The organism is Paenibacillus alginolyticus DSM 5050 = NBRC 15375 (assembly GCF_000422905.1).
In the GTDB taxonomy this organism is placed as follows: Bacteria; Bacillota; Bacilli; order Paenibacillales; family NBRC-103111; genus Paenibacillus_E; species Paenibacillus_E alginolyticus.
The window spans coordinates 1-26,816 of record NZ_AUGY01000061.1; the positions used below are offsets into that span (position 1 = coordinate 1).

At 45.7% G+C, this 26,816-nt stretch carries 29 protein-coding genes and 1 pseudogene; 16 read left to right on the top strand and 14 right to left on the bottom strand.

Annotation, left to right across the window (positions count from 1 at the left end; genetic code table 11):
- The first annotated feature begins 342 nt into the window (after nt 1–342).
- The 3 genes from G519_RS0124440 (at nt 343) to G519_RS0124455 (ending at nt 4,590) form a co-directional block, all read left to right on the top strand.
- A complete protein-coding gene (locus G519_RS0124440; RefSeq protein WP_029196931.1) occupies nt 343–1,929 on the top strand; it encodes an extracellular solute-binding protein in 1,587 nt (528 codons plus the stop codon).
- 22 nt (nt 1,930–1,951) lie between these two features.
- Nucleotides 1,952–3,208, top strand: a complete 1,257-nt coding sequence (locus tag G519_RS0124445; RefSeq protein ID WP_029196932.1) for a Gfo/Idh/MocA family protein — start codon at nt 1,952–1,954, stop codon at nt 3,206–3,208.
- Between the two features lie 392 nt (nt 3,209–3,600).
- Nucleotides 3,601–4,590 (top strand): ketoacyl-ACP synthase III, encoded by a 990-nt coding sequence (locus tag G519_RS0124455; protein ID WP_029196933.1) that lies wholly within the window; start codon nt 3,601–3,603, stop codon nt 4,588–4,590.
- Here the strand turns inward: G519_RS0124455 and G519_RS0124460 are convergent.
- The 6 genes from G519_RS0124460 to G519_RS0124485 all read right to left on the bottom strand — a co-directional run bounded on the left by G519_RS0124460 (nt 4,570) and on the right by G519_RS0124485 (nt 8,208).
- On the bottom strand, nt 4,570–4,857 hold the full coding sequence (locus G519_RS0124460; protein ID WP_029196934.1) for a hypothetical protein: 288 nt from the start codon (nt 4,855–4,857) through the stop codon (nt 4,570–4,572). The two genes, G519_RS0124455 and G519_RS0124460, sit on opposite strands and share 21 nt — an antisense overlap.
- Nucleotides 4,857–5,192 carry a hypothetical protein gene (locus tag G519_RS0124465; RefSeq protein WP_029196935.1) on the bottom strand — a complete coding sequence of 112 codons (336 nt, stop codon included), beginning with the start codon at nt 5,190–5,192 and terminating at the stop codon, nt 4,857–4,859. Before G519_RS0124465 ends, G519_RS0124460 begins: the two co-directional genes overlap by 1 nt.
- A gap of 11 nt (nt 5,193–5,203) precedes the next feature.
- The gene (locus G519_RS0124470; protein WP_029196936.1) at nt 5,204–5,494 is read right to left on the bottom strand and encodes a hypothetical protein; all 291 of its coding nucleotides are present in this window, start codon (nt 5,492–5,494) and stop codon (nt 5,204–5,206) included.
- 85 nt (nt 5,495–5,579) lie between these two features.
- Nucleotides 5,580–6,305, bottom strand: a complete 726-nt coding sequence (locus tag G519_RS0124475) for a glycosyltransferase family 2 protein (protein ID WP_029196937.1) — start codon at nt 6,303–6,305, stop codon at nt 5,580–5,582.
- 6 nt (nt 6,306–6,311) lie between these two features.
- Nucleotides 6,312–7,409, bottom strand: a complete 1,098-nt coding sequence (locus tag G519_RS44370) for a glycosyltransferase family 2 protein (protein WP_244280209.1) — start codon at nt 7,407–7,409, stop codon at nt 6,312–6,314.
- A gap of 4 nt (nt 7,410–7,413) precedes the next feature.
- Nucleotides 7,414–8,208, bottom strand: a complete 795-nt coding sequence (locus tag G519_RS0124485) for a glycosyltransferase family 2 protein (protein ID WP_244280210.1) — start codon at nt 8,206–8,208, stop codon at nt 7,414–7,416.
- 218 nt (nt 8,209–8,426) lie between these two features.
- Here G519_RS0124485 and G519_RS49245 point away from each other — a divergent pair, with 218 nt between their 5' ends.
- Nucleotides 8,427–8,561: an NAD-dependent epimerase/dehydratase family protein gene (locus tag G519_RS49245; protein WP_084160318.1), complete on the top strand. Its 135-nt coding sequence runs from the start codon at nt 8,427–8,429 to the stop codon at nt 8,559–8,561.
- Nucleotides 8,562–8,970: 409 nt separating this feature from the next.
- Here the strand turns inward: G519_RS49245 and G519_RS47760 are convergent, their stop codons facing one another.
- Together G519_RS47760 and G519_RS0124500 are read right to left on the bottom strand one after the other, a co-directional pair.
- Complete coding sequence (locus G519_RS47760) at nt 8,971–9,306, bottom strand: hypothetical protein (RefSeq protein WP_029196939.1); 336 nt, start codon at nt 9,304–9,306, stop codon at nt 8,971–8,973.
- 331 nt (nt 9,307–9,637) lie between these two features.
- A complete protein-coding gene (locus G519_RS0124500) occupies nt 9,638–9,973 on the bottom strand; it encodes an FTR1 family protein (RefSeq protein ID WP_244280211.1) in 336 nt (111 codons plus the stop codon).
- Nucleotides 9,974–10,485: 512 nt separating this feature from the next.
- On the opposite strand from G519_RS0124500, the gene G519_RS44380 reads away from it, so the two are divergent.
- The 4 genes from G519_RS44380 to G519_RS53660 all read left to right on the top strand — a co-directional run bounded on the left by G519_RS44380 (nt 10,486) and on the right by G519_RS53660 (nt 13,228).
- Nucleotides 10,486–12,039, top strand: coding sequence for a glycosyltransferase family 4 protein (locus G519_RS44380; protein ID WP_051253649.1), 1,554 nt, complete (start codon nt 10,486–10,488; stop codon nt 12,037–12,039).
- A gap of 470 nt (nt 12,040–12,509) precedes the next feature.
- The gene (locus tag G519_RS51685) at nt 12,510–12,650 is read left to right on the top strand and encodes a hypothetical protein (protein WP_208860910.1); all 141 of its coding nucleotides are present in this window, start codon (nt 12,510–12,512) and stop codon (nt 12,648–12,650) included.
- Nucleotides 12,640–12,930: a hypothetical protein gene (locus tag G519_RS0124515; protein WP_029196941.1), complete on the top strand. Its 291-nt coding sequence runs from the start codon at nt 12,640–12,642 to the stop codon at nt 12,928–12,930. The genes G519_RS51685 and G519_RS0124515 overlap by 11 nt, the downstream gene beginning before the upstream one ends.
- 94 nt (nt 12,931–13,024) lie before the next feature.
- Nucleotides 13,025–13,228 (top strand): stalk domain-containing protein, encoded by a 204-nt coding sequence (locus G519_RS53660; RefSeq protein WP_369073739.1) that lies wholly within the window; start codon nt 13,025–13,027, stop codon nt 13,226–13,228.
- 264 nt (nt 13,229–13,492) lie between these two features.
- On the opposite strand, the gene G519_RS44385 is transcribed toward G519_RS53660, so the two are convergent.
- Entirely contained in the window at nt 13,493–14,224 is a 732-nt protein-coding gene (locus G519_RS44385; protein ID WP_051253650.1) for a methyltransferase domain-containing protein, read from the bottom strand.
- A 440-nt stretch (nt 14,225–14,664) separates the two neighbouring features.
- Here G519_RS44385 and G519_RS52365 point away from each other — a divergent pair, with 440 nt between their 5' ends.
- Nucleotides 14,665–15,402: a hypothetical protein gene (locus G519_RS52365; protein ID WP_029196942.1), complete on the top strand. Its 738-nt coding sequence runs from the start codon at nt 14,665–14,667 to the stop codon at nt 15,400–15,402.
- Between the two features lie 226 nt (nt 15,403–15,628).
- On the opposite strand, the gene G519_RS52370 is transcribed toward G519_RS52365, so the two are convergent.
- Entirely contained in the window at nt 15,629–16,120 is a 492-nt protein-coding gene (locus tag G519_RS52370) for a hypothetical protein (protein ID WP_029196943.1), read from the bottom strand.
- 826 nt (nt 16,121–16,946) lie between these two features.
- Here G519_RS52370 and G519_RS44395 point away from each other — a divergent pair.
- The 3 genes from G519_RS44395 (at nt 16,947) to G519_RS0124550 (ending at nt 19,808) form a co-directional block, all read left to right on the top strand.
- On the top strand, nt 16,947–17,966 hold the full coding sequence (locus tag G519_RS44395; RefSeq protein WP_051253651.1) for a glycosyltransferase family 61 protein: 1,020 nt from the start codon (nt 16,947–16,949) through the stop codon (nt 17,964–17,966).
- A 210-nt stretch (nt 17,967–18,176) separates the two neighbouring features.
- Complete coding sequence (locus G519_RS0124545) at nt 18,177–19,412, top strand: glycosyltransferase family 4 protein (RefSeq protein WP_029196945.1); 1,236 nt, start codon at nt 18,177–18,179, stop codon at nt 19,410–19,412.
- 6 nt (nt 19,413–19,418) lie between these two features.
- Nucleotides 19,419–19,808 (top strand): hypothetical protein, encoded by a 390-nt coding sequence (locus G519_RS0124550; protein WP_029196946.1) that lies wholly within the window; start codon nt 19,419–19,421, stop codon nt 19,806–19,808.
- A 44-nt stretch (nt 19,809–19,852) separates the two neighbouring features.
- Here the strand turns inward: G519_RS0124550 and G519_RS50460 are convergent, their stop codons facing one another.
- From G519_RS50460 to G519_RS44400, 4 genes are all read right to left on the bottom strand, one after another.
- Nucleotides 19,853–20,095 carry a hypothetical protein gene (locus G519_RS50460; protein ID WP_127528027.1) on the bottom strand — a complete coding sequence of 81 codons (243 nt, stop codon included), beginning with the start codon at nt 20,093–20,095 and terminating at the stop codon, nt 19,853–19,855.
- A 9-nt stretch (nt 20,096–20,104) separates the two neighbouring features.
- Complete coding sequence (locus G519_RS0124555) at nt 20,105–20,311, bottom strand: hypothetical protein (RefSeq protein WP_029196947.1); 207 nt, start codon at nt 20,309–20,311, stop codon at nt 20,105–20,107.
- 210 nt (nt 20,312–20,521) lie between these two features.
- On the bottom strand, nt 20,522–20,950 hold the full coding sequence (locus tag G519_RS51340; protein WP_029196948.1) for a hypothetical protein: 429 nt from the start codon (nt 20,948–20,950) through the stop codon (nt 20,522–20,524).
- Entirely contained in the window at nt 20,899–22,200 is a 1,302-nt protein-coding gene (locus G519_RS44400) for a glycosyltransferase family 4 protein (RefSeq protein ID WP_051253652.1), read from the bottom strand. The genes G519_RS51340 and G519_RS44400 overlap by 52 nt, the downstream gene beginning before the upstream one ends.
- A gap of 197 nt (nt 22,201–22,397) precedes the next feature.
- Between G519_RS44400 and G519_RS0124570 the strand changes: the two genes are divergently transcribed.
- The 4 genes and pseudogenes from G519_RS0124570 to G519_RS47765 all read left to right on the top strand — a co-directional run bounded on the left by G519_RS0124570 (nt 22,398) and on the right by G519_RS47765 (nt 26,813).
- Entirely contained in the window at nt 22,398–23,675 is a 1,278-nt protein-coding gene (locus tag G519_RS0124570) for a nucleotide sugar dehydrogenase (protein WP_029196949.1), read from the top strand.
- 16 nt (nt 23,676–23,691) lie between these two features.
- Nucleotides 23,692–24,690 (top strand): NAD-dependent epimerase/dehydratase family protein, encoded by a 999-nt coding sequence (locus G519_RS0124575; RefSeq protein ID WP_307720107.1) that lies wholly within the window; start codon nt 23,692–23,694, stop codon nt 24,688–24,690.
- Nucleotides 24,687–25,607, top strand: a pseudogene (locus tag G519_RS44405) (NAD-dependent epimerase/dehydratase family protein). The gene G519_RS0124575 and the pseudogene G519_RS44405 overlap by 4 nt, the downstream one beginning before the upstream one ends.
- Before the next feature lie 36 nt (nt 25,608–25,643).
- Entirely contained in the window at nt 25,644–26,813 is a 1,170-nt protein-coding gene (locus G519_RS47765; RefSeq protein ID WP_244280212.1) for a glycosyltransferase family 2 protein, read from the top strand.
- Nucleotides 26,814–26,816: the final 3 nt, after the last annotated feature.

Genomic DNA, 26,816 nt, shown 5'->3' on the forward strand with positions numbered 1-26,816 from the left:
CAATGCGGAAGGGATGGCAGCGCACGGGATACAGTCAGCGTGTAGGAAAATACGGAAGAGGCCAAGGGAACACTCTAAATTGGAAGAAACCAAATGCTTGGTTCAACAGGAGGGTAAGGAACATTCCCGTCAGTAGCACCTATTGGCATTGTCCCAAAGACATCGCAAGATCGTAAACACCTTTTAAAAATTTTCGTCCCGTTGGGACGGCTCCCGCGCCTTCGCTTGAGCTACGTTCACAACCGGTTCAAATTCATTTTTCAAGGAACAAAAAATAATAAGAGCAATTTCCAATTCATTAAAGAATTAGGAACTGCTCTTAGCATACAAGGAGGGTTCTACATGCAAATGAAACGTATAACTACTGTTCTACTATCTCTTACTATGGCAGGTAGTCTGGCGGCTTGTTCCAGCGGGCAATCTGCGGCTCCACAAGAAACCGGCAAGGCTGGAACGGATACTGACAAAAAAGTCACGATCAATTGGTTTGAAGGTTCTTGGGAAGATCCAGTCCCCCCACCAGATAGTGAAGCGGTAAAAGCAATCAATGAGAAGTTTAAGGTTGATTTCAAATCGCAGTACATTCCATGGGATACCTATGATGAAAAGCTTGCCGTAAAAATGGCTTCCGGCGATCTTCCAGATGTGATCGGCATGGAGGAAGTGGACTCCAACTTCGTGAAATGGGCGAAGCAAGGCGCTTACCTTCCTCTCGATGAGTCCATTAAGCAATATGACACCTTTAAAGCGGTTCCGGATTATGTATGGGATCCTTTGAAAGTGGATGGGAAAATATACGGGATTCCAACCTACTTTACGGCAAAAGGCGGAAAAAAACCGCTTATTCGTCAAGATTGGCTGGATAAGTTAGGGCTCAAAATGCCGACTACCTATGATGAGCTGAAACAAGTTGTTACGGCTTTTGCGAAGAACGATCCTGACGGAAACGGAAAGGACGATACCGTAGGTCTAGGCCTTGCAAAAGGGATCTACTATGATCCGGGCTTTGGCGCTTATTACAGCAATACCGCATGGTATCATAAGAATCCAAGCGGGCAGTTGATCCCCGGCAATATTTCTCAAGCCAATAAAGAAAAGATTCAGTTCCTTGCCGATGTGTACAAGGCAGGCGCGCTCAATAAAGATTGGGCTGTTACGAAATATAACGACGTATTTAAAGCGTTTAACGCGGGGAAAGTCGGGATTTGGTACGATCAACCGGGACCGGGTGGGCCAGGCGGCGTTGACTTTGAAGTATTGATGAAAAATGATCCGAAGGCGGTAGTCGTTCCGATTCCTCCTTTTAAAACGGCAGATGGGAATTCAGGCTTTACACTAGGTTCTGGCTTTTATCGTATGTATATGATTTCTGCCAAGCTGAAAAACGTTCCGGATAAAGTAAAACGCATTCTGGAGATCATCGATTACTTCAGAAAGCCCGTTCCCTTCGATCAGCAGAATCCGAAGAACGAATACTTCGATTGGATGAACGGTCATGAAGGCAAAGGCTATAAAATGGTTGACGGAATCGCGCAGCAAATGAAGGAAAACAGATCTAATGTTGCGCCTAATGCCTATATCTTAAACGAAGGATGGCAGACTGGCGATGACATTCTGTATGATTACGCGAAGATGAATAAAACAGCTGAAGGAAAAGTATTCAACCAAAAGCTTGCCGATCTTTTGAAGAGTTCACCGTTTTATGTAAATCCAATCAGTCGGATTCATCCCCTTACGTTTATGGAGAAAAAGACGGAATTGAACCAATATATTACGGATGAAACGACCAAGATGGTTGTGGGTCAAAGACCGATATCCGATTGGGATAAGATGGTTGATGAATGGATGGCTAAAGGCGGAAAACAAGCTATCGATGAAGTCAACAAAGAGCTTAATGATATGAAATTACAAGGGGAATGGAAAAAGTAATTCCTCAAGGAGAGAACCTACTATGAAGGAGCTTACAGCTGTACTCATCGGTGCGGGAGCAAGAGGCGCTCATGGCTATGCGCCTTATGCCATCAATTACCCTCACTTGTTGAAATTCGTCGCCGTTACAGATTCGAATCCGGAGCGAAGGGCAAGTTTCGCCAAAGAACACGGGATTCCTGAGGATCGCTGCTTTGATTCTTGGGAAAAGCTGCTGGAGCAGCCGCAAATGGCAGATATTGCGATGATTTGCACACAGGACCGGATGCATTACCATCCTACACTTCAAGCTTTGAACAATAAGTATCATGTCCTATTGGAAAAACCGATGTCGCCAAGTCCCAAGGAATGCTTGGAGATGGAAAAAGCGTCAAAGGAAAATAACCGTCTACTTACCATCTGTCATGTTCTCCGCTATACACCCTTCTGGTCTGCTATTAAACGGCTGATCCAAGAGGACAGAATTGGTCAAGTGGTATCTATTCAATTAAATGAAAACGTCGGTTATTGGCATATTGCACACAGTTTCGTCCGAGGGAACTGGAACAACTCCGACACCTCGAGCCCGATGATTCTTTCCAAATCGTGCCATGATATGGACGTGCTCTCTTGGTTAATGGATCAGCCTTGCGTTCGGGTCAGTTCTTATGGCTCCTTGATGCATTTTCATTCCGAGAATGCCCCTGAGGGATCAACGGATTATTGCATTAATGGCTGTACGGTCGAATCGACCTGTCCGTACTCCGCACCACGCTTTTATTTAGGGGAAGGCAAAGGATGGGCGAGACACTTTACAGAAGAACTGACAAGGGAAAATATCGTCAAAGGCTTGAAAGAAACCCCTTATGGACGCTGTGTGTACAAAAGCGATAATAATGTCGTGGATCATCAAGTCGTCAATATGGAATTCGCGAATGGGGCCACGGCGATGTTTAGCATGTGCGGCTTCACCCGTCACCAGGAGCGACGGATTCAGATTATGGGCACCAAGGGCGAGCTTCGCGGGGACGAAGACAAGTTGACTCTGCTAGAATTCGTCACCCATGAGGAGACGGAGATTAAAATTGCGACTCCAACAAGCGGCCATGGCGGCGGGGACTCTGGCATCGTGAGCAGCTTCCTTGAGGAAGTACGGAACTACGACGGAGGAGAAAGCTTAACATCCGCATCTGCGTCCGTGCGCAGCCATTTGATGGCTTTTGCCGCTGAAGAGTCCCGATTGAATCATGGGAAGTCCATAGATTTATCCGAATTTGCTTTTCATAATATGGAACCATAAAGTAAACAGAGCCGATTCCCTCGATATTAACTGTGATCTCAATCGTACGGCACATAAAAAGAAAGACCCTAGTTTAACCAATTAAAAGATGGCTCCTGTATTTGGTATTCACCGGGAGTCATCTTTTTTAATGTCAAATGATAATAATTTAAGCGGCTAAATTGTTGTACATTAACATCAAAGGGATAGAGGTGGGATCTAGGCTGAATTGTTGCATTTTCTACAACATCATTCAACAAAGAATAGGGAATCATTCATTCAAGCCTTATTCCCCCCTACCCCAACTATTTCTAACGCGGCTCTCTTCTTTTTCATTGACTTTCCCCTGAGTTAAAGTATACTTATATTTAGTACCTAGTACTAATATCAGATACCAAAGGAGTGAATCATTGATGTCCATCTCTCCCCCATTGCAAGCTAGAATCTCAGCAATCGGCAGCTACGTGCCTAATCGCATACTAAGCAACGCGGATCTTCAGGATATGGTCGATACGAATGATGAATGGATCGTTCAACGCACAGGGATTAGGGAACGTAGAATCGCCGCAGCGAATGAATTCACAAGTCATTTATGTATAGCCGCCGTACAAAATATGCTCACTAGATACCCTACATCACTGAGCGATGTTGAATTAATCATTGTCGCTACCCATACACCGGATCTGCCTTCCACGCCAGTGGCTTGCCAGATTCAAGCTCATTTCGGCATCCCTGAAACTGGCGCCTATGACCTCAATGCCACATGCTCCGGGTTCGCCTATGCCTTGCATACAGCAAGCGGGCTTGTCGCCGCTGGGGTACATCGCAAGGTTCTCGTCGTAGGCGGGGATTCCTTGTCCAAAATCACCGACTATACGGACCGTTCCACCTGCATTCTTTTCGGAGATGGCGCCGGAGCCGTGATGGTTGAAAGAGAAGAAGAGCATCCTGCTTTCCTTGCTCATCATCTTGGATCGGACGGTACAGGCGGCAAGCACGTTTACCGAACCGGACTTGCCTCTGAATTGAACGGAACGTCATTAACGGGTGAAGGCAAGCTCGTCCAGAACGGCCGCGAAGTGTATAAATATGCCGTTACAACTGTCCCGCAAGGAATCGAGAAGCTGCTTGCCAAAAGCCGTTTACCTCATACAGCAATCGATTGGTTCATTCCTCATAGCGCTAACCTTCGGATTATTGAATCCATCTGTGAAAAGAGCGGTATTCCATTCGAAAAAGCGCTGTACAGCCTTGAATACTACGGCAATACATCCGCGGCTTCCATTCCTCTTGCTCTGGATCTTGGCATACAAGAGGGTAAGGTCACGGCCGGTGATACGCTGCTGCTTTTTGGTTTTGGCGGGGGGCTTACTCACGCGGGATTAATCATGCGCTGGGGATGATGTTCCGCGAGCGACATTTTTACTAATCCACGGCTTGCCTGGCGTTCCTAACCGGCGTTGACGTGGACTTTTTTTCGTAATTTTCTCAATCATCGAACGCTGGTATTCACTAATCGTCTGCAGATTTTCAGCCAAATGGATAGCAAGCTGTTCGGATACTGTTACTTGATCTGCGATCGTCTCCATGATTCGGCATAAGGCTCGCTGGCTTCTAGCCAGCGAGGTTAGCATATGCAATTCAATTCTTTCACGATTCGATGCTTTCATTACTTATCATCCTCACCAAACGAAAATAAGTTGCCCATTTCGTTCGAACCGCCTGCTCCCGATTCATTATGTCCAAGAAGAGCCTGCATATGTCGATTTAAGGAGTTCTCCATCTTCGTCAAGCTATCGATGAGCTCAATCACATACTCATGAATCTCTCCGGATTGTTTCATCTGATGTTCGTGTCCATCTAAATTTGCTGAGTTAATATGAAGGCAAATCCAGTTGCGCGATTTCTCCGCTTCTACAACTCTAGCTTCCAACATCAAAGCTATTTCATGCTGCAGCTTGGCTGTAGCATCCAGCATATGCAAATACAGATCATTTCTATTCAAGGCGTATCCCTCTATTCTTCATGATCAGGTTCTTTCATTTCTTTCATGACAATTTCCGTTTGCTGCGCGATTGACTCTTCCAAATTGGCTAAGCTATTTAAATAAGCCGTAATATTCTTAGTCAATTGTAAGGCTTGCTCCTGCAGCATGCCTACGCCTTCGAAATTAGGATGCGAGTCAGGTATATCGCTGGCGATTGTCGCCATTTGCGACGAAACACTTCTGTGCGTCTCTAGAATTCTAGACATCTCACGATGTGAGGCTGCAATGTGAGAAATAATCGTTGTCACTCGCTGTTTCAATCCCTTTCGCCTCCATTTCCACTTTTTCACTCTAAGTTATGCAGCAATGAAGAGAACGGTGACTTCATAAGCTTCACGTCTGGCCTTATATAAAGCTGTGGGGGTCAACGCCCCATTTATCTATAAACTTCTGACGATTTTGCTGCAGCAGTCCTTGCACAGCCTCTTGACTCTTTTTGCTAAAGCTTGCACTGCCATGATGGAAAATGAAGCAATCCCCGGTTATGAGCAATCGATATCCTGCAAGCCGAGCCCGGTAGCATAAATCATCGTCTTCGAAATGACCCGGGGAGAATCTTTCGTCCATCAAACCAACTTTATCTAACATTTCTCTTTTGAAAAGTAAACAGATCCCGACCAGACGTTCAGTTTCCTGCCATAAAGAAGTATCCACGTTGTTATATTTCGCAGCCATGTCGGCTATGTTCGTAAATGGCTCCTGAATCTGCTGTTTACCGCTCGCATAATTCGTCACAGGACCAACCATGCCAATGTCCTCACTGCTGTATAAACAGCGCATCAGGTTATCCAACCAATTCGGAGTTACGATGGTATCGTTATTGAGCAGCATCAAAGCATTGCCAGTCGCAATACGAAGGCCAAAGTTACAAGCAGCGGGGAAGCCGCGATTCACTGGAATTGAAACCAGCTTCAACCGTTCTCTATAGCAATACTCCAGTGTGCCATCCTGTGATCCATTATCAACCACGATAATTTCAAATGGAACAGACGTATGGCTCCGAATTGAAGCTACACACTCTTTAAGTAGAGGAAGGCCATTAAAAGTTGGAATAACGATACTGACCTGCATGCTCCTTCACCTCTCCAGTAATCCCCTTTTTCTAATGATATCAGGAAACACAATTCGCTCACCTTTCAACTTCATCGCAAACTGCAGCGCCTCTACATGATCACCAATAATCAAGCGGGCAACCGGGTTGTTTTTCCCTTTATTGTGACTTCGGACTTTGTTCACAGATACGACGTTAACACTTGTAGGCGCAGTAATCCGTAACCCAGTCAGAATCGCATTCATCTGTGCTTTAGGCGGAACCATTAACTCGGAATATCCGATGTTCTCCAGAGCATTCCGCGACAGAGCATGAGGAACTGCTGTAAGCGAGTTTGCATTCAATTCCGGTCTATTCAACGTTACGTTAAGGAACCGCTTCATCACGGTTACGGAATCCCAGTGTGAAAATTTAGGTAAATACGGTGTTATGTTATTTAGCGCAAGATCTGAACCACGTTCAACATCATAGATAAAAGGAATAAGTTTCTCAGCCTGCACGACAAAATCACCATCTAAAAAGAGTAAAATTTCCGAATTCGACAGTTTAGCACCTATCGATCTTCCGACATCATGACCCAAGGGGTCTGGGTAATGAACGATAAGAGCATGCGAATGCGCTCTTACTTTCTCTAAGGTGCGGTCACTCGACCCATTCACTATTATGATGATTTCATCTAATGGTAATCGATTCAGCTGCTCCAATACCTTCACAATGGTACGCTCTTCATTCATCACGCTCACAATCGCGCCAACGGAATGTGCTGTAGGGATGAGCATCCAATTGGGAACCGGCAATTTAGCAGCTTTAAAGTAACCTTTCACATACCCTCTTGACGCTGCCTCATAGTTATGAACGTTGGTAGCAAGCAGCTGGGAATTAGCATGGTGAACCCAAAGGTTATTGAGCGCTTTCTTTTGATAACCTTCCTTACTAATATCGTGCGCAAGCGCATCTTGTTGACCCGCACGTTTCCCCCAATTTTTCCAGTATAGCTGCGTTTTTGTTAGAGAAGGCGTGTGCTTAGGGGCGGATCGGAGCACGGACTTCTTAAGCCCGGTTCGTTTTTTTTTCGCTACCACAGGCCGGGGGCGAGGTTTTGGTTTCTTGATGCGAAGCTTCATGTGATCACCTCATCATTTCTCTAATACGCAATTTGTCATGCATACTCGCTCTTTCATCTGAGGCTTGGATCAGCCACCCAATGGCTTCCAAATGATCACCGATGATGAGATCACCTACAGGATCTACATCTTTGGCCCTTCTTCTGATGCGATTTCTGAGCCCGACTTGGATAAGCTGCGCTGCCTTAATATGAAGTCCGCTTTGTACAGCTATGGCTTGAGCCAAAGGGGGAACTGCTAAATTCTTAGCTCCAATGGTGTCAAGCGCTTTGCGACTAATTGCATGTGGGATCGTCGTCATAGAGGCTCCATGTAAGTCTGGTCGGCCTAGTATCGCATTAAGTGCATGTTTGGCAAGAACAACCCTATGAACATTTGCTTTCGTTACGATTCCGTTATATTTATTTAATGCTACATCCACACCTTGCTGCACAGCTCGGATCAGGGGGATTGCTTCCTTGGCAGATACAACAAAATCGGCATCGAGGAATAATAGAATATCCCCTTTAGCTTCCATCGCACCTATGCTTCTCCCAACATCATGTCCTAGCCGTTGACTAAACGAGATAACCCTAGCCCCTAATCGCGTCGCAACCCCCTTACTACCATCCGTAGAACCATTATCAACGACAATAACTTCTGTATGTGGATGCACACGGAAAGCTTCCCGAATGACTTTGGCCAAGGTACGAGCTTCGTTGCAAACTGGAATGATGACCGATACTTTTGGCTGATGCTGATGCAAGGTGACGCAGGAGATTGGCTGCTTCCGTTTCCGCTGAATACGCTGGTTACTCAATTCGCTCTCAACTCCTGTCCATGGCGGAATACCTGCTTATATATTCTATGATTGCAGCAGAAAGGGGACAGGGCTAAAGCCGTACTAGAGTAAAACAGGCTTTTGTATCATCCTATCCAGCTTTACAAGAAACGTAATGATTGAGGCATTTGTCTTGTCCCCCTTTCCCCTCCTCCACGTAAGATAACGAAGACCAACCAAGATGAGAGGAAAACAGGATGAAAGCTATCGTTACCGGAGGTGCCGGTCTTATCGGCTCACACCTTGTGGAAGAGCTCCTTGCCGAGCAATTTGAGGTCCATATCATCGATAATCTGATCTCAGGTAAACATAAACATGTAACCTTTCTTTGAAGGGTTATCCGGCTTTGCCAACCAACATGGTTGAACCACCTGTTCCGGGGTTTACCTCCTGACCCTCCACACCCTACCTCGCGGTCAGAGTACTGTCATTCAGCTATACTTCCGCCACCTCACGGTATACACGGGTCTTTCACCCGTTAGTACGATGTGCTGCCTAGCACACAGAAGATCACCAAGGCAACATGGGGTACCGCAGCAGAATGACGTAAAACCCACTCTATGACATTATTTATCGTTTAAAACAGCGATTTTCTACATTGTTAGGTTGGTCAAGTAGGCGGGGCCTCTCCATCACGGATTGCACTCCATACTCTAGGTAGAATGGCCACCCAACTGGTGACCCGAACCCCCACAGAACCCGGCGTGCGGATTTCCTGCACCGGGCTCTTAAGCAATGGATTTACAGCATGGCGTATGTTTTCACCCGGTTATACGGGATGAAAATTCGCCTCAGTGGAAACAATGAGCGAAGGCGGTGGAATTCTTCCCACGTTACGTAGCTTCTCTGGCTTCGTCTACTCAGTGTTCGCCGCCAGCAAAAGACGGCTGCCTTGTAAACTTTAGTGAGATACCTCAAATTACCCGCCATTCCGTAATAAGCGTAATGACCTTGCAGCATCTGGTTTATTTTCACTGACTGTGTTTCTATCGCTTCGTGTTGCATTTTCCTCATCGTTTCCTGCACGTTCCCAATGCTTCGCTTCAATAGCGTCTTCTCCGTTTTCCTGCCCACCATAAAGTTCCCCTGTCGTTTCGCGTACAGTAATGCGTAAACCCCAGACAGTAAAGTGTATCTGGCTTTCTCTTCCCTTTGGCTTGGCTGTGTTTGCTTGCAGATCTCCCAAACTCAATTAATCTGGTTTTGCTAGGTTCCAACTCCAGCTTAAATTTATGGAGCCGGTTTCGAAGCGCTTCCTAAAAACAATGGCGTCGCTGCGTATTGAAAACAAACGATGAAATCGTCGATAACCGGAGCAGATAGGCTTCACCTCTCAACCTAGGTTTGATTGCTTTCTCAAACCATAAATCCAACACATAGTGCAGGTACAGATTACTCAGCATACTCCTTAATTTAAATTCTCTAACATGCGTGGTTTCCAAATTCGAACAAACTGCAAATATAAATAAGATCCAATAACAAAAACCATCGCAAAAGCTTGTAAAGCGAGTGTTTCAATAGTTGGGAATACGGAGAACCATACTCCTAACCAAGCCGATATATCCACATCAATTTTAGTTGTTGGTATCCATTCCGCAAGTTGCATTTCCTGAACGGTTTCACCGACCATTACAAAAAGCACTGCTGTGAGCATAACACCGGTTAAAATTAACATCTTTTTTGTACGAAAGCTTTTGATGAGCAACGAAGGTAAGAACTCCTGCAATGGCTGTAAAAAAACCAATTGATGCTCCCATTAGAATTACATGGTTTCCAGCTTGTAATCGTATGTTTTGAAGGAAAAGAACAACATCAAAGCCTTTTCGGTAAACCGAAGTTAATCCGATGACAACAAAACTCCAGTATGGGTCCCGCCATTGGTGGGACCCCTATTGTAAACAAGGAGATGTGGAGTGTTATAGCCATGAGGCTATAGTCGTTCTGTTAAGGATTGAAACGCTTCGTCAAGAATTATATTCAAAATCATCAATTAGGGGGATTTTGGCTAATGATGGTTACAATCAATATGGTTAGTAAAACAAAGAACGGATCTGTAATTGTTCCACGGAAGAAAAATCAGCCTCTAATTCGTTTGCGCTACCCCTATATAGACTAAATACTGGTTCAAAACAAGCACATTCTACATTTCCTATATAGAATAGAACTACTAAAAAAAATTAAATAATTTGTGTCCGGCAACAATAGGATGTGAACCACTAAGTAATTACTATCTCAAAGATTGGGTGTGTTGCTGGGATGAACCGTCCAAAAGTCATGTTGTTCTCCCATGTATGTAATATAAATTACATCACAGGGGCGGAAAAATGGCTCTTGTTTTTCACTCGCGAATTAAACCCTAGAAATGATTGTATTTTAGTCGTACCTAACGATGGTATACTCGCGGCAGATGCCAGAAACATAGGTATAAACGTGATCATCGAACCATCGGATGGCTGCTTATGGTCTTTGTATGAACCAACGTCTACATTACTCGAAGAAATCCACCAATTACGGTCGGATCCATCATTCAGTTCTTACATCAATTTATTGCATACGTACCGACCGGACTGGGTTGTGGTCAACACATGCGTTAACGTATTACCTGCGATGGCGGCAAAAATGTTGCAAATTCCAGTTATGTGGATAATTAATGAAATATTAGTAATCAACAATTATACGATGCACTCCGTTGATGTAATTGAACGTTATTCAGACTGGATTGTTGGCGTTTCGCATGCGACATTATCCCCATTTCAACATAAAAATTCAATTCCTAGAAAGATTGTCCTATATCCTGCTTTCCGCAGGGAAGAATTTAATCCTCTATCATGGGATTCTAATCGCCACGAACTTCGGATAAGCCATGGAATTTCAGAGGACTTGCCGGTAGTCGGATATATTTCTGCTTACTTTACTCCCAAAAAGGGCTTAAAGGACTTTATAAGGATGGCCATACAGCTTTGCCACGATGGAGTAGAAGCTTATTTCTTCATTATTGGGAATCCCGTTGATCCTGACTATTTTGAACACTGCCTGCAAATGGTAAAAATAACGAAATGGTCGCACAGGTTTGTTATCGTGGATTTCCATTCACGTATTGAAACTCTTTACCCAGCTATGGACGTAGTGGTTATCCCCAGTCTTATTGATGAAGGATTCGGCTTAACGGCACTAGAGGGACTCATATTTGGAAAACCTGTCGTCGCTTACAACTCTGGCGGATTAGCGGAGATTTTGTGCTTGACGGGTAATGAAAAATTTCTCTCACCAAAAGGGGACATTGATGGATTAGTGAATCGAGTGAAGGAACTGTTATCGGTTGAATCCTTACGCTGTAGAGTCACCGAAAGGAATGTATCCGCTGTACAGGAAACATTCGGTATCGATATTTTCCTCCATAGGTTAGAGGGTATACTTTCTATAGTTTATGGTGATATCGAAATACTACAAACTATTCCTTCTCTATTATTGAATTATAGGGATGGAACTTTGTTCAAAGGAGAGCTAACCCCTACAGTTTATCGACTAGAGATAGGAACGAAACGTCCCTTTCCCAGCGAATTCGACTTTCGTTATTATAAAAATCACTGGCGGGATGTTCACGTAGTAAGTGAAGCGGAACTGTATAGGTTGCCAACAGCCCCACCAATCATAGCTGAACCTCCACAGGCCTACGATGGAACGGCTACTTTCCATGCCGATAAGAAACAGAAGTCCAAGCGACATAAGAGGCGGCGAAAGAGACATAAGAAAAATCTCAAGAAAACGAAAAAGTTGCGATTAAAGAGGAAGCACAAGAAACGCAAGTAATTTTATACATCTAAATAGATCAAGGTGAATCATGTTCGTTCATATCCACGTTTAATCTAAATTATAAACCCTTCAATATCTCAACGGTTTGAATCAGTTCACTTAATAGGGGATTTCTGTTGGACACGAAAAATGCACGCAAAGCTAAGCCTCGCGGAAATAAAGAATTTTTTATGTCACTTTATCCCTTAGCGTACGAAATTCGCGTTTATCTAAACTCATAATAATGAGCGACTTTACAGTATTCTATGTATCGTTACTCATTATTTTTATTTCTTTGTTGATTATAAGATTATATATCTCTATTGAATTTTATAGTATTTATAAGTATTTATAGTATATTTGATAAGGTTGAGGACGTAGCTCAAGCAAAGGCGCGGGAGCAGATTTTGAATTGTGCTAAAGTATCTACGATAACAACAGGAGGGTTTAAAGAGGGTTGTCAGTCTTGAGACAAAAGAAGGCAGTATATGCTGATGAATCCGAATGATGAACCCGTACAACCGGTTCTACAGTATTTGAAATTCAAAGATAATAGCGGTGCAGCTCTTGATACAGTTGCTTTGGGAAAGCTCAATGCGAATCGGAGAGGCGTTAGCATTGTGGCTTGAAGACTTTGAGATCGATGCCCGAAAGATAAACATCCGTGACCGCGGCGAACTTTTCAACTTCGCTGAAATTAAAACGGTATGTAGTCCACGAAGTATTGATGTTTCCCCGGATTTAATGAACCTATATCTGGACTACATAGCCGAATTTCATATCGAGAATGTGGATACAAACCATGTTCTCATCAAATTTTCCGGAGAAAACAAAGGAAATCCATTGGAGTACGCAGATGTGTCTTCCTTATTTCAGCGCTTACGCAAGAAAACATCGGTCTTGCTTTAACAACTATTTTATTCCTACTGCTTGTAGGAACCGTTACTGCGTCGAGCATTAATGGCGATTATCAGGGTTATCCTATCGTTAATGTGGAACTACCCTGGTTCCCGTAAGATTCGTTAGTGAAAAAATGGGTTCCAAGTTAGAATGGGATCCCAACACTTTCACCGCCAGTATTACTTCTTCTGCACCACCCGTCTCATCAACCACCGTCATGTTTACTTATGACAAACCAGACAATCAAGCCGACAACGAGTTTATGGACAAGATTTTCTCCATTTTTCCACGTACGCTACAGTGCTAGACAATCCAAGAGGCAAATATCCGATCGATAATGTCATCGTAACTTTTAAAGGCGGATATGTTGAGATGAGCTACAAAGATATTCTTCAGGAGTTGCCAAATTCGAAAGTACCTGGATTATCAAGAAATAAATCAATTAAGAAGAAGATAAAATAGCACCATGACAAACAGGCTGCCAGCATTAAGGGCAGCCTGTTGTACTATCGGGCAGGATAGTTTAAGATCCTGTGTGGTGAACCGTATCATAGTGAATACATCAGTAGGATTAAATGATTCTATCAATATTAGTCCTAATTTCCACTGAATCAAGCAGCTTCGATCTATAATCTGAGGGATCGTTGTTTCCCAGTACAAGTAATGATGTTCTTTTGGTATTACTGATATTGTCAGATACTGTTAATCCTGTATATTTGATATTAAAATGAAGTGAACGAAATAAATTAGTGAGTTCACTAAGATTCCATTCTTGTACATGTGATGGATTTTGAGGTGGCCCAAAATGATCAATACCTCTCTCAATGTCTCTTTCTGGCGTTGACAGCAGACATACGGAAGAAAGCCCCATCATCTCTTTTAGATTCCATAACAAATAAGCTGGATTAACCAAATGTTCAATAACATCTGCACAAATAATAATGGAATCTTTAAGGATAGACTCTTGAAGGATTAGCTTCTGAGGACTATCAAGGTTATGCTCAATCCATGTTCCGTAAGGATACTTGCTCATGCATACTTGTAGATTTGCACCATAATCGACGCCAATAATATGAAAATCGGGATACAATTTTGTTAATTTAAATGCAATACCACAGCCAAGATCGATAACATACTTACAATTTAAATTCGTTCCTAAATAGCGTGCTAAAGCATAAACCTGTGGTTGCCAAATACCATCTCCCAAAGAATCATAACAATATCGAGGTTGATTTCTAGACTGGTATCCGCTCTTTAGGTAACAGTTGTTGATTATAGCATTTTCGATAGACTGATTGTCCAACAGAATCTCTCCTTCTTTTATTTATTTAAGCTTAAAAGTATCCGTTGTATGAACCAAGGTGTATATTACTTTATTCAAGTCTAGTAGGACATGTTCGGGTTTTAGCAGCAGCAATTATACAAGTCTTTTACGATCCAAGAGGAGGAGATCATTTGAACACGTTAGTAGACATGGAAGTTGCAAATAATATTTGGTGTGCTGAACCGTATCATATAGAAAGAAAAGTTAGATTTTCATTGCGCTAACGAAGACTAATCTTTATAGGAGATATGTGATTAGTTGGTATAGTTATACAGTAGCCTCTTGGAATTAGATGAGGTTTGAAGGGGAGAGTGACAGAAATACGACGTATTTTAACTGGAAGAAGTGGACAATGAAAGCCATTTTCATAAAAGGCAGACTGACCCAATTTTCATAAGTTTTTTTAAAAATCAGGCTGCATGAGGGCAAACCATGGTCCTAAGTTTGTTCCACTCTTCTTTCTGGCTCACGTACCACGCATCCATGTGTTGGCAGATCATAATGCCATAGATGCGCATGTACCACATCATGGTCGAGCGATGTCTGCCGGACTCGAGCTTGTAGTCGATCTTTTCCCGCTTGTTGGAACGCTCGATGGAAGTGCGGCGTTTGTAAATCAGCTTCCACTTTTCCGAATTTCGAGCGGTCTTGGGAAAAAGGCGAGGGTTGTCGCTGTTGTGGGTGTGGTAGGTTCGACCGTATTTGGCCGTAGAACACTCGCAGGACGGCGAGCACCTCCACTTGCGGCGATTCTGGGATTTGTCGTAGCCATTAGGTTTCATTTCGTTTCCCTTTGGGCAGATGGGAATGCCCATGGGCGAGATTCGGATGTCGCTGTCCCTAGCCGTATTCTTCTTGCTTCGGTTGTTAAGATCGATGAAAGGCTCGATGTTCTGGTGATCGAGAAGCAGATAAATCGCTTCGGCATCATGACCGGCATCGAGGAGCATTTTGTCTACCGTGCCCAAGGTGAAACGTTGCTTGAATTCGACCGCACTCTTGACCAGACTGACGGCAGCCGGGAAGCAGGATGCCGTCTAGGGTACAAGGGTAAATCGTGTTTGCTGTCCGCCGCAGAGACCATGTATAGGTGGTATCCGTTAAAGTGCTTTTCTCTGGCGCTGTCCCAACCCGAGTTGCAGTCGGGTTGGGAGTAAAGACGAGGATGGTTGTAGTCAGCAAGGCCTTGGGCACGACAATCACAAGTGGGTTTGCTTCGGGGATAGGCGGAAGTTTCGACCGGTGTGCCATCACCGGCAGCACTTAGGGCCGAGAGATCCCCAAGCAAACCTAAACTCGCTGACACGGAGAGAATCTGGGATTGGAAAAATTGAAACAACCGATCCGCAGGCAAAATCGTTTTTTTGTCAGCGTGACGTATCATCATTCCACCAGTCGCTTCACTCTTCCGGATGTCGTGGTAGGCGCCTTTTCGCCCTTCTTGCCTCTCTTGGATTTGCTCTTGCGTTTACGCTGTTTCTTGGGTTTGAGGTGTTTGTCAACAGAAGGCCAAAGGCGATCGAAAAAGTCGTAGAACGTACGACGTCGGGAATCGTCAAAATCAAAACCGCTAAGAATGGCGTAGATCGGGGTACGTTTCATTTCGTTGATCCATTCCGTCAGTCCCATCTCCGAATTGGTTATGAGGAAAATGAGGAAGGAACGCAACAAGGAAGCCGGATCTCGAGGCAGGGGACCCCGATTCGAGTAGGTATCGTGAAGCAAAGTCGTGATGGGAGAAAGATCCGTCATCCAGAGTTTGGCGGTAAGCGGCCAATCCTTGTTAATGATTACGATGCCGGGTCCGTAATTCGTGCAAAGTTGATGGTGAACAAAAGCTTGGTAATCCGAACGGGGAATGAATATAGGTTTCATGAGTAAAACACTCCAATCGTGTGTTGTAAGGGATATCCCCTTCACGCGATTTTGGAGAATTCCAGAAAATGTCAAGTGTTTTTTCGAATTATCAGCCGCAATTTGCAAATATTTTTCCAATTCCGAATGTGGTTGAAATAAAAAATCCCCCTACGAAAGTAGGAGAAGAGCAAGTTTGGTGGTTCAAGGAAACCCTTAACCCATCTGCCTCGGCGAATGCCGAGAGGCTATTATACAATAAGAGGAGGATTCGAAAGTTCAACCACCGCTTATAGCATATTGCTGCTGAGAGGAGATAAGTATTGAGAAATGGAGAACTATAAAAATCGTGTAGTGATCGGAATAGACGGTGGGGGCACCCATACCCGAGTCATGGTAGGAAGAAGATTGATGATATTGATTAGACCGTTCAACTAAACGGAGAACGATAGTTGAATGACAGAAAAAAAGCAGCCAAGACTGTATTGTTCCAGTTTTAGACTGCTTTTTGTGATGCTCCCACAAGAATACATTGAATACATGTAAACAATGTGCAGAGCTTTATAATTCAAGGGATTTTCACACGCTCGTTTAGATAATTAAAATTTGTTGGCTGGACCCCATGCCCCCATTTGGCCACACATGATGCTAATACATCGCGGTAATTGCCAAGTCCGTTACATGATGATCGATCAAGTTTCTACCATTTGTGTCTGGTACGCTGATACTGCCTCAAATGGGTTGTTTCAGGTCCTATTCTTAGGTTCTTGTTTATTTCAATTTCATAACGGGATTCATAGGTTATATAAGGATTGTACGATCATAAAAACAAACGGAGGTGTTAGGCTTGGGTTCAGTCGGAATATCGCGACCGAAGGATTATTATTTCTGGATGAAGGATTGGGCGGTCAGCTCCGGGTTTTCCCTGTCGGATGTATATAAGCCGATTGCCATTGATGCATCAATTCCTACCTTTGTGGCTGTAATCCCCGGGGGACGCGTGTACGGCGACGAAGGTACCGTGATATCCCCTGATAATGTGCTGATTTGGGAAGTATCTTATGATTGGAGCAATCAACCGCATAAACATACGATATTTCTGCTGGATTCACTACCGCCTGTCCGGCATATTTCTGGCAACGTAGCTGTCCTGACGAAGATCGGATCATCTAATTACTATCACTGGTTGTATGATGTGCTTCCCCGCATTTATTTGCTTACATGCAGCGGGATTTCGGTAGACTGGTACATTGTCAGTGGAGGCTTGCAGCCCTTCCAGTATGAAACCTTAGAGTCGCTAGGCATAGGAAGGCATCAGTTAATCGAGAGTGATACCAATTTCCACATTCAGGCTGATAGGCTGATTGTTCCCTCTATCGGCTTCGGGCAGAAATGGGTATACCACTTCCTGCGATCCGAGTTTCTGCCGCAGGCACCTCAGCCGTCGAGGCGGTTGTTTATTAGTCGTGCCAATGCGGTAGGGAGATCGTTAGCGAATGAAGCGGAAGTGATTCAAGAATTGAAGGGCTACGGGTTTGAGACGGTATATCCGGAGACACTGTCCGTTGTTCAACAAAGCAAACTGTTTGCTTCTGCTGCGTATGTGGTCGCACCAACTGGAAGCGCACTAACGAACCTGACCTTTTGCAGTTCAGAAACGAAGGTGCTTGAGTTTTTCTCGCCCAATTTTGTTGTCCATGATATTAAAAGGATTTGCGATTTTGGGGGGGTGCGGCATGATGCTCACTTAGGAATAGGAGTCCGGCCCCCAAGTTATGAAGGAAGTCCTTGGTATTGGAACGGGCTAGACAACATTGTGGTCGATATTGCCGAGCTAAGACGATGGTGCTCGCAAATGAGCTTGTAGGAAAAATCCGGAGGAAATCTGCGAGCGGGATGAGCAGGCGACAAGACTGAGGGACAGGGAGTCCGGGGGAGCAATCTCCCGTCTTACCCTACTGCACAAGCTGTAGGAAAAGGCAGGGTAAACCTAGGTTCACATGGACATCTATCTCTTTCCAATGGTTGCCTTCCCTTCATACTATATAAGGAATTCGTACCGGAAAGGAAGAACTCCATGAACATATTGCTGACTACCTTTTGGGGGCTTCCACAGGCTGGAGGAGTAGATCTGTATATAAGTCAATTAAAATTGGGACTTGAACGGCGAGGGCACCATGTAGATGTCTTGAGCCGGCTCCCCGATGGCAGTGGATATACGGTCTTGAACCAAAAAAGAGTGATACCAAGATCTGTTATCACCTCTTTGGTCACCCCTCATATGGAAACCTATTTTCAATATCATTTACCTGAGATCGATCCGCTAATCCGGGAGGCAGAAGTCGAACGATACTGCTTTGAGGCCGGTGCCGCGTACCTTGACATTCATTCCTATGATCTCATTCATGCCCAAGATGTTATTTCCGCTCGTGCCTTATCCCGCATCAAGCATCCGAGAACCGCTTTAGTTACAACGATTCACGGGTATTTAGCGAAGGAATGGTTCTATGGGCTGGAGGCACAGGGTGTGCTGAAAGATATGAATCGAAGACGTATGCTATGGCATTACGCTTCTCACCGGGAGCAGCTCGGGATTATGTCCTCGAACGAAACGATCCTCCCTACCCAATGGATGAGGGGAATTATGGAGGAACAGTTCTCTATATCCGAGGGAAGGATGTCGATTGTGCCCAACGGCTTTGACATTGAAGGGTTCCTAAAGCAAATGAATGCCTATACCGAAGTGTGCCGCCCACCGGACCGGAAGGTGTTTATATGTCCGGCCCGATTCGATGTTGTGAAAGGACATGTCTACTTAATTCGTGCGCTTGCGAAGTTGAAGCGCGATCGCAGTGATTGGGTATGCTGGCTGGTTGGAAACGGTGGTCTGGAGTTAAAGCTGCGGGAGCTGACGAAGGTACATGGCATTGAGGAGCATGTGGTATTTCATGGTTTACGGAGCGATGTGCCGGCACTGCTCAAGCAGGCGGATGTGTTCGTGTTGGCTAGCCTGCAGGATAATCATCCATTTGCTGTCATGGAGGCTCAGGTGGCCGCTAAAACCATCATTGTTTCAGATGCAGGCGGTATGCCAGAAATGGTTGCGCATGATGAGAATGGGCTGGTATTCCCTGTGGGGGATGACGAACAATTGTATCAGCATTTGCGTAGTGTCATGAACGACCAAGCACTGTGCGACCGGTTGTCGCATCAAGCCCAGAGCTCGGGAAATCATCGTTGGTCGCTTGATACGATGATGGCACAGGTTTCGGCGGTCTATGAATCGGCACTACACCATCACCGGGGAGGATGAGGGCATATGGTAGCGAAAAAGTCCCGCCATCACGGTAAGAAAACGACCAAGAGGGGGAAGGTCTACAAGCTTCTCGTCCGGAAACGTACGAGACGGCATGATCATAAGAGCGGCACCACTAAACGTCATATGCTAAAGGCCGGCATCGGCAAGAAAGCCGGTCGGTCAAAAGGAAATGCCAAGCGGAAGCGACCCACAGACTTCCGAGGTACTGTCGTTTCCAACGGGCTGTATAACAGGATCTTCCACCTTCCGCGTTATAAAGGGGAAATTAAAGAGAAAAAGAGGGTATGGGATACCATTCATTCTGCCCTCCCCCCCAAGTATATGATGCCGGATGTTGAGGTTGTGCGAATGATGGAATCGTATTTGCATATGGAAGCAGAACAGCCATAGATAAGCTCCAGGTGATGTTATTTCCCCATATTTGCGGCAGCCAGCTAATCATGGGGGAAGCGGAAGCATTCATACTGGCAAACCGCAGACACGCGAAATACGAACGGTGATTCAACCTTTATTGAACGGTTCCGCATATCTATCGTTATATGCAGGCTTGAAAGGGACGTTAAGCAGTCTAACGGCATCGTCTGAGGCCTTCCACCACTTCGATTTTCACTGGTAGGATGTGGCGTTGGTAGAGGAACTAGCTGTTCCTCCATCTCGCCGGTATCACGATCAGACATGGTCTCCTATTAATGACTTCGGCTCGCCACTGATAAAGAAACCTTCGCGCGATTCACAGTTATAATCCAACCCAAAAGTTGTGGTAAAACGAATCGGGCGAAGACAGAGGCCACAATGAGCAGTACAGCCAGAAGGGTCTGATCCTTGACCGGATCAGACCCTGATAAGTTCAATCGCCATTTCATAGCATACGCAAATGGACAAGCTTCAGCCAAGAGGAAAGCCCCTTAGATGCGAAGCCGGTAAGACAGAGCTTAAGCTATCTTTGTCAAGCCACTCCAGCGTTTACATCCAAGCGAGCAGTTCTCGCAGTCATGTTGGGTAATTCCGTGCTGAATAGTTTACAGAACCCCATGGAAGGTTGTACGAGAAGTAAGAAACCAGCATGGAACAGACCCTACTGTATCCGTCGATTAGTAACATTCTCATACGACTACCTCATTTGATTCGGGCATTGCTGATGATCGATAACGGACCAGAAAACGAACGATATCGATATCTGGTGCGCGATAGGCGGGAGGCAGCTCAGCGGCGATTCGGTTCCATATCTTCCGATTCACAGATTCCCGTATGGCTTTGCACGGAGGACGGAAGAACCGACTATAATGGTTCGCGGACAGGATCAGGCGTCCAGGCCGTTTCTTCTTCCTGAGACTTGCTACCTTCTTCTTCCTGAGGCTTGCTACCTTTTTCTTCCTGAGACTTGCTACCTTCTTCTTCCTGAGACTTGCTACCTTCTTCTTCCTGAGACTTGCTACCTTCTTCTTCCTGAGTTTTGCTACCTTCTTCTTCCTGAGGCTTGCTACCTTCTTCTTCTTTGTACGGACGATTGTTTTCTTCTTAATCGGGTCCATCCTTCCCTCACCTCTGCTTTCCGTTTATGCATGGCCCGGCTATACACGGCCATCGTTCTTTCCGTCATAACAGGAAGGGACCAATGGTAACTTCCCCACTGTTCCGACTGTTCGCTCAGGTGACGGCACAGCCCTTCATCGTTAAGGGCGGTATTTAATTGGGCGAACAGCCTCTGTTCGTCCCCTGCGGGAAAGATAAGTCCCGTTTGCCCGTCGATGATCATCTCAGGAATGCCTCCCGCATTCGATACGATCACCGGCTTTCCAGAAACATGGGCTTCCATGATTGCGAATGGATGATTATCTTGCAGGCTGGGTAACACGAACAAATCTGCCTTCTTGAGCAGCGCAGGGACATCATGACGTTTTCCAAGGAACACCACCTCATTCTGAAGACCAAGGCTTACCGCCAGTTCCCTCATTTTCCCTTCTACCTGACCGTCCCCGACCAGCCAGCACACCCAATCGTTTTGGAAGCGTTCCTTCTTAAGCAGTAACAACGCATGAAGCAAATGGACATGTCCCTTCACTGGATCGAAGCGGGACGTACAGATAATCACCTTCTTCCCTGCGGCATCCGGAGTAACAGCAGGCTTCTCCATGTCTTGCTTAAACTCTTCGATATCCATACCGCAGGGAACGACCGTCATTTTGTCCGGTGGGATATGAAAGTCCAAGGACATGACGGATTTAAGCCATTGCGTCGGTAAGATGGTTTCTGCATTCCGCATGATGCCGAGGTGCTCAATGAATCCGAAATAGTGCCAAATCGTCGTCTGCTTATACTGGTCGTTGAAGATGCCCTGTTCAAGAAGGCGGGCTAGGCTTTCTGTAGAATAGCAGCCGTGGATCGTGGCGACTTGGATCTGATGCGGATGTCCGATCCGGGTGAATGCCCGGGAAGCGAATATATCTTGCGTGTGAATGATGTCGTATGTGGATGGACGGAAATAGGCAGCTGCTGCCTCAAAGCAAAATTTTTCAATCTCCATATGCTTAATCGCAATGTCAATCTCCGGAATATGCTTTGCGAAATAGGTACCGGCTTGTGCGGAAATTAGTGGGAGCAAATGGCTTTTCTTCAAAATCCAGCCTTTGTTTAACATATGGTAACCCGAGTCGTCTGGCATTCGGCTGAAAATATCCACTTGGTGCCCCTGCGCTTCCAATCCCCGCTTTAATTGATAGATGTATTTTTCTAGTCCGCCCACAGACGGAAGCCCCCAATAGGTGGCAATGAGGATTCTCATAAAGACCTTCCTTTCTGGTTTGAAGTTCTTATATGTTTATGTTTTTGCTGGTCTTCGGATAGAGACATCCACCCGAATTCGGAAAATTTGGGCCGGAACAACACCCCATTTTTTAGAAAACAGGCTCTCAACCATGACTTTATCTTATATAGCTACGTATGATGTTGGCAGGAATCGATAGAAAGGGGGATATTTGTATGCCCTTTAACCATCTGCAAAACATTGCCGTCATCGGACTCGGCTACGTGGGGCTGCCGCTTGCCAAACTTTTTTTGGAAAAGGGACACACGGTCTATGGTATCGATGCGGATAAAAGCAAAATTAAGAAATTGATGAATAAGCAACCTTATATATCGGATTTCACACGGTTGGAGATAACAGAGATGTTCGGAACCGGACACTTCCATGTTGGAAGCTCCTTTGAGGTGATCCGGGAAGCGGACAGTATCCTCTTGTGCGTACCAACACCGATTGATAAAGAAGCAAAACCGGATCTATCTTTCGTACTAAGTGCAGTCGAGCAGATCATCCCTTACTTACGAGAAGGACAGCTAGTCGTCTTAGAAAGTTCTACTTATCCAGGTACGACGGAAGAAGATCTGAAGGCCTTAATCGAAGGCGCCGGGTGGGAGGTCGGGAGGAACGTATATTTGGCTTATTCTCCAGAGCGAATCGACCCCGGGCAAATACGGTATAAGCTTTCTGAGATTCCTAAGGTGGTTGGAGGCGTAACGAATGCGTGCACTGAACATGCGAAGCGGGTTTACGAGGGTGTCTTCAATAAGGTTATTGCGGTATCGAACGCCAGAACGGCGGAAATGACCAAGCTGATCGAGAACTACCAGCGTTTCGTCAATATTTCGTTAATGAACGATCTGGTCAGGATTTGTGAAGCGATGAGCATCAACTTGTGGGAAGTCATTCAAGCGGCCAGCACAAAGCCTTACGGATTCATGACATATTATCCGGGACCAGGCGTCGGTGGACATTGCATACCTGTCGATCCTATGTATCTGGTTTGGAAAGCAAAGCAGTACAATGTTGATCTGCCTTTTATCGAGCTTAGTCATCAGGTGAATGAGGAAATGCCCTGGAACGTCGTCTCTAGGGTGGAAAAAGCCCTCCTCCCTCTTACGCTTGCGCAAAGCAGCATCATGGTGATCGGTGTGACTTATAAGAAGAATGTCAATGATCTTCGTGAATCCAAAGCACTTCAGGTAGTCGAATGCTTGATCCGCAGAGGGGCGTCTGTGAGCTACTACGATCCATATTTCAAGGAAATTGAGATCGCAGACCGAAAGCTCAAACGTTCAGAGGTAACGGCAAAAAACGTCAAGAAGCATGATTGTTTGCTGATTCTGACAGATCACTCCGGGCAGCCGTATGAGTTGATTGCCAAGCACGCACGACTGGTTGTAGATACAAGGAATGCAACGGCGAGTATTGTGGACAAATCCAATATTATTCTACTGTAATTAGCAGTAGGCGGGGGTGACTCGATTGAGAATATTAGTTACGGGCGGGGCAGGATTTATCGGCTCAAATCTTGTTCGGTCACTGCTAGCCAAGGGACACAGCGTAGTGACCCTGGATGATCTGTCTACAGGGAGTGCGCAATTTCTGCAGGATGTGTTATCCCATGATAGGCATACATTTATTCAGGAATCGGTACTGAATCGTCATGAGCTGCAACGCTGGATGGATCAGGCAGAAGTCGTATATCATATGGCAGCAGTCCTTGGAGTTAAGAATACAGTTGACAATCCGATTAAAGTCATCGAGGGGAATATTGACGGCACGCGCAACGTGCTGGAGCTTGCCTATCCCCGGGGGATGAAAGTGATCTTTGCGTCCACATCCGAAATCTACGGAAAAAATACGTTGGTTCCCTTCTCGGAGACATCTGACCGCGTATATGGTGCACCCTCCGTCCACCGATGGTGTTATGCTACAGCAAAGTCGCTAGATGAGCATATGTGCTTCGGTTATGCCCAGAAGGGGCTTCGGGTCACTGTGCTACGTTATTTTAACGCTTACGGCCCTGGTCAGACGAACTCCCAATACGGCATGGTTGTACCACGGTTTATTCGTTCCGCGCTCTTGGGGACGCCGCTTGAGGTGTATGGGGACGGTTCACAGTCTCGGTGCTTCACTTATGTGGATGATACGGTTCGCGGGACGATTAGCGCGATGCGAAGGGAAGCGGACGGACTGGCATTCAACATCGGATCCGACAGCCCGACGACCATCTTGGAATTAGCCCGCATGATCGTGCAGTTGACAGGCTCAGATGCCCCGATACGGTTCAAGCATTACCAGGAAGCATACGGCCCGGGGTATGAGGATATGCCGATTCGTATTCCGGATTTGACCCGTTCAAACTCCGTTCTAAATTTCCAACCTAAGGTTGGGCTGGAAGAGGGATTAACCAAATCTATTGCATGGTATCGTTTGAACGATAGTTGCTTTCCGGGAGGTAAGGAATCATGAGGGCATTAGTAACGGGCGGTGCTGGGTTTATCGGCTCCCACATGGTTGACGAATTGGTGTCGGCCGGGGCGGAAGTACACGTTTTGGATAACTTGTCTACCGGTTCAAAGAGGAATGTGAACCCACGGGCTTTTTTTCATGAGGTGGATATCCGGAACGAAGCCATACGAAGTCTGGTCTCTGACATTCGCCCTGATGTGGTGTTCCACATGGCCGCTCAAGTGGATGTACAGCGGTCTGTGAAACAGCCTCAGGAGGATGCTTCCATTAACCTTGTTGGAACGGTGAATTTACTGGAAGCGTGCCGGCAAGCGGAGGTTCGGAAGATTATCTATGCTTCCTCCTGTGCCGTCTATGGCAATACGGTCAAAGAAAGGATGGAGGAAACCGATCCTGCAGCGCCTATTTCCTATTAAGGAATCAGTAAATGGATGCCTGAGCATTACTTGCGCATTTATCAACAACTATACGGGCTTAGGTATACGATTCTTCGGTATGCCAACGTCTATGGTCCGATGCAAACGCCCCATGGGGAGGGCAGCGTGGTCGCGATCTTCCTCGATCGGATCGGGAAAGGACAGCCACTCGTGATTTACGGTGATGGGAAACAGACCCGTGATTTCGTCTATGTGAAGGATGTAGTACGGGCTAACATGGCGGTTGTGTTGAAAGGGGACGGTCACCTTATTCATTTCTCTACATCAAACAAATCCACTATCTCTGAGTTATGTGGCCATTTGGAGCGTATTCATGGCAAGCCCCTACTAGCTACTAATGCTGACGAGCGACCGGGAGATATTCGTCATAGTTGTTTGTCTAATCGGAAGGCACAGGAAATTTTAGAATGGAAGCCGAATTACAGCTTATGGCACGGCTTGAAGGAGTCTTATGCAAATACAATCATTGGAGAGCGATAAAAAGCGGATCATGATTAAGGGGGGGTATTCGTGAAGATGCCGTTGGTTAGCGTGGTCATTCCTTGCCATAACTACGGGCAGTATGTAGAGGAGACGGTCGATTCCGTATTGCGTTCCACCTTTCAGGACTTCGAAATTATTGTGGTCGATGACGGCTCCACCGACCCCTTTACCCTCGAGAAGCTCGCTACACTGCAAAAGCCGAAGATGCGCATCATCCGCCAATCCAATCAAGGACTTGCTGCCGCCAGAAATCGGGGGATTGCCGAGGCTCGAGGGAAATATGTGCTTCCGCTCGATTCTGATGATCTCATTCATCCCACATATCTGGAGAAGGCGTTCTGGATATTGGAGCTTTATCCCGGAGTCGGTTTCGTGTCTCCATGGGTTCAAGCGTTCGGGACGGAAAACTGGTCCTACCCCGCACCGCAGTTTAACTTCCACACTCAACTGTTTCACAATATCACCTGTGGGAACTCAATGCTTCGCAAGAAGGCTTGGGAGCAGGCTGGCGGGTATAAGAAGGATTTTACCGTCATGGGCTATGAGGACTGGGATTTCTGGGTCACGCTGGGAGAGAACGGTTGGTACGGGTATCAAGTCTTTGAGCGCCTCTTCTTGTACCGACGGCATGGAATTTCAATGGTTCACAAAGCTATGGAGCATCATGATAAGCTGTTTGAGCAAATCAAAGAGTATCATCCCGATCTATATAAGGAGAGCCATCTGATTAAGCTGAAGCAGGAATGGGATCAGGAGCCTTTATTCGACAGGATTAAACCCGATCTGCAGGGATCCGATTGGAACCGCTATGCGACCAGACCTGTTCGGCATGACCGTTCGAGATGGCTATTGCTGCTGCCGCATATCCGACGTGATCGCATTACCGATAGTTATTTGGAGTTTATCGATGGTATGCATCCTGATTGGTATGGAATTACGATGGTTTCAACCGGATACGGGATGGAGTCGGGGATGGAGGATTTTGGTTGGTTAACCGACGATATCTTTGAATTGTCGCTTTATATCCCCGGAATCGAGCTTAGACTGGATTTGATAGAAAAGATGATATGCAAGCTGATTATATCAAGGGAGATAGAACGGATCATCATACTGGGTTCACGGCAAGCGCACTATCTGCTCCCTCATATCAACTACAAATTTCCCCATATTCCGGTAGATATCCGTCCAGAAAACAGGAGTTGATTG

Coding starts and splice junctions, on each gene's coding strand:
- G519_RS0124440 (WP_029196931.1), top strand. CDS start 343: ATGCAAATGAAACGTATAACTACTGTTCTACTATCTCTTACTATGGCA.
- G519_RS0124445 (WP_029196932.1), top strand. CDS start 1,952: ATGAAGGAGCTTACAGCTGTACTCATCGGTGCGGGAGCAAGAGGCGCT.
- G519_RS0124455 (WP_029196933.1), top strand. CDS start 3,601: ATGTCCATCTCTCCCCCATTGCAAGCTAGAATCTCAGCAATCGGCAGC.
- G519_RS0124460 (WP_029196934.1), bottom strand. CDS start 4,857: ATGAAAGCATCGAATCGTGAAAGAATTGAATTGCATATGCTAACCTCG.
- G519_RS0124475 (WP_029196937.1), bottom strand. CDS start 6,305: ATGCAGGTCAGTATCGTTATTCCAACTTTTAATGGCCTTCCTCTACTT.
- G519_RS44370 (WP_244280209.1), bottom strand. CDS start 7,409: ATGAAGCTTCGCATCAAGAAACCAAAACCTCGCCCCCGGCCTGTGGTA.
- G519_RS49245 (WP_084160318.1), top strand. CDS start 8,427: ATGAAAGCTATCGTTACCGGAGGTGCCGGTCTTATCGGCTCACACCTT.
- G519_RS47760 (WP_029196939.1), bottom strand. CDS start 9,306: ATGGTGGGCAGGAAAACGGAGAAGACGCTATTGAAGCGAAGCATTGGG.
- G519_RS44380 (WP_051253649.1), top strand. CDS start 10,486: ATGAACCGTCCAAAAGTCATGTTGTTCTCCCATGTATGTAATATAAAT.
- G519_RS51685 (WP_208860910.1), top strand. CDS start 12,510: ATGCTGATGAATCCGAATGATGAACCCGTACAACCGGTTCTACAGTAT.
- G519_RS52365 (WP_029196942.1), top strand. CDS start 14,665: ATGAGGGCAAACCATGGTCCTAAGTTTGTTCCACTCTTCTTTCTGGCT.
- G519_RS52370 (WP_029196943.1), bottom strand. CDS start 16,120: ATGAAACCTATATTCATTCCCCGTTCGGATTACCAAGCTTTTGTTCAC.
- G519_RS0124545 (WP_029196945.1), top strand. CDS start 18,177: ATGAACATATTGCTGACTACCTTTTGGGGGCTTCCACAGGCTGGAGGA.
- G519_RS0124550 (WP_029196946.1), top strand. CDS start 19,419: ATGGTAGCGAAAAAGTCCCGCCATCACGGTAAGAAAACGACCAAGAGG.
- G519_RS50460 (WP_127528027.1), bottom strand. CDS start 20,095: ATGTCTGATCGTGATACCGGCGAGATGGAGGAACAGCTAGTTCCTCTA.
- G519_RS51340 (WP_029196948.1), bottom strand. CDS start 20,950: ATGGACCCGATTAAGAAGAAAACAATCGTCCGTACAAAGAAGAAGAAG.
- G519_RS44400 (WP_051253652.1), bottom strand. CDS start 22,200: ATGAGAATCCTCATTGCCACCTATTGGGGGCTTCCGTCTGTGGGCGGA.
- G519_RS0124570 (WP_029196949.1), top strand. CDS start 22,398: ATGCCCTTTAACCATCTGCAAAACATTGCCGTCATCGGACTCGGCTAC.
- G519_RS47765 (WP_244280212.1), top strand. CDS start 25,644: ATGCCGTTGGTTAGCGTGGTCATTCCTTGCCATAACTACGGGCAGTAT.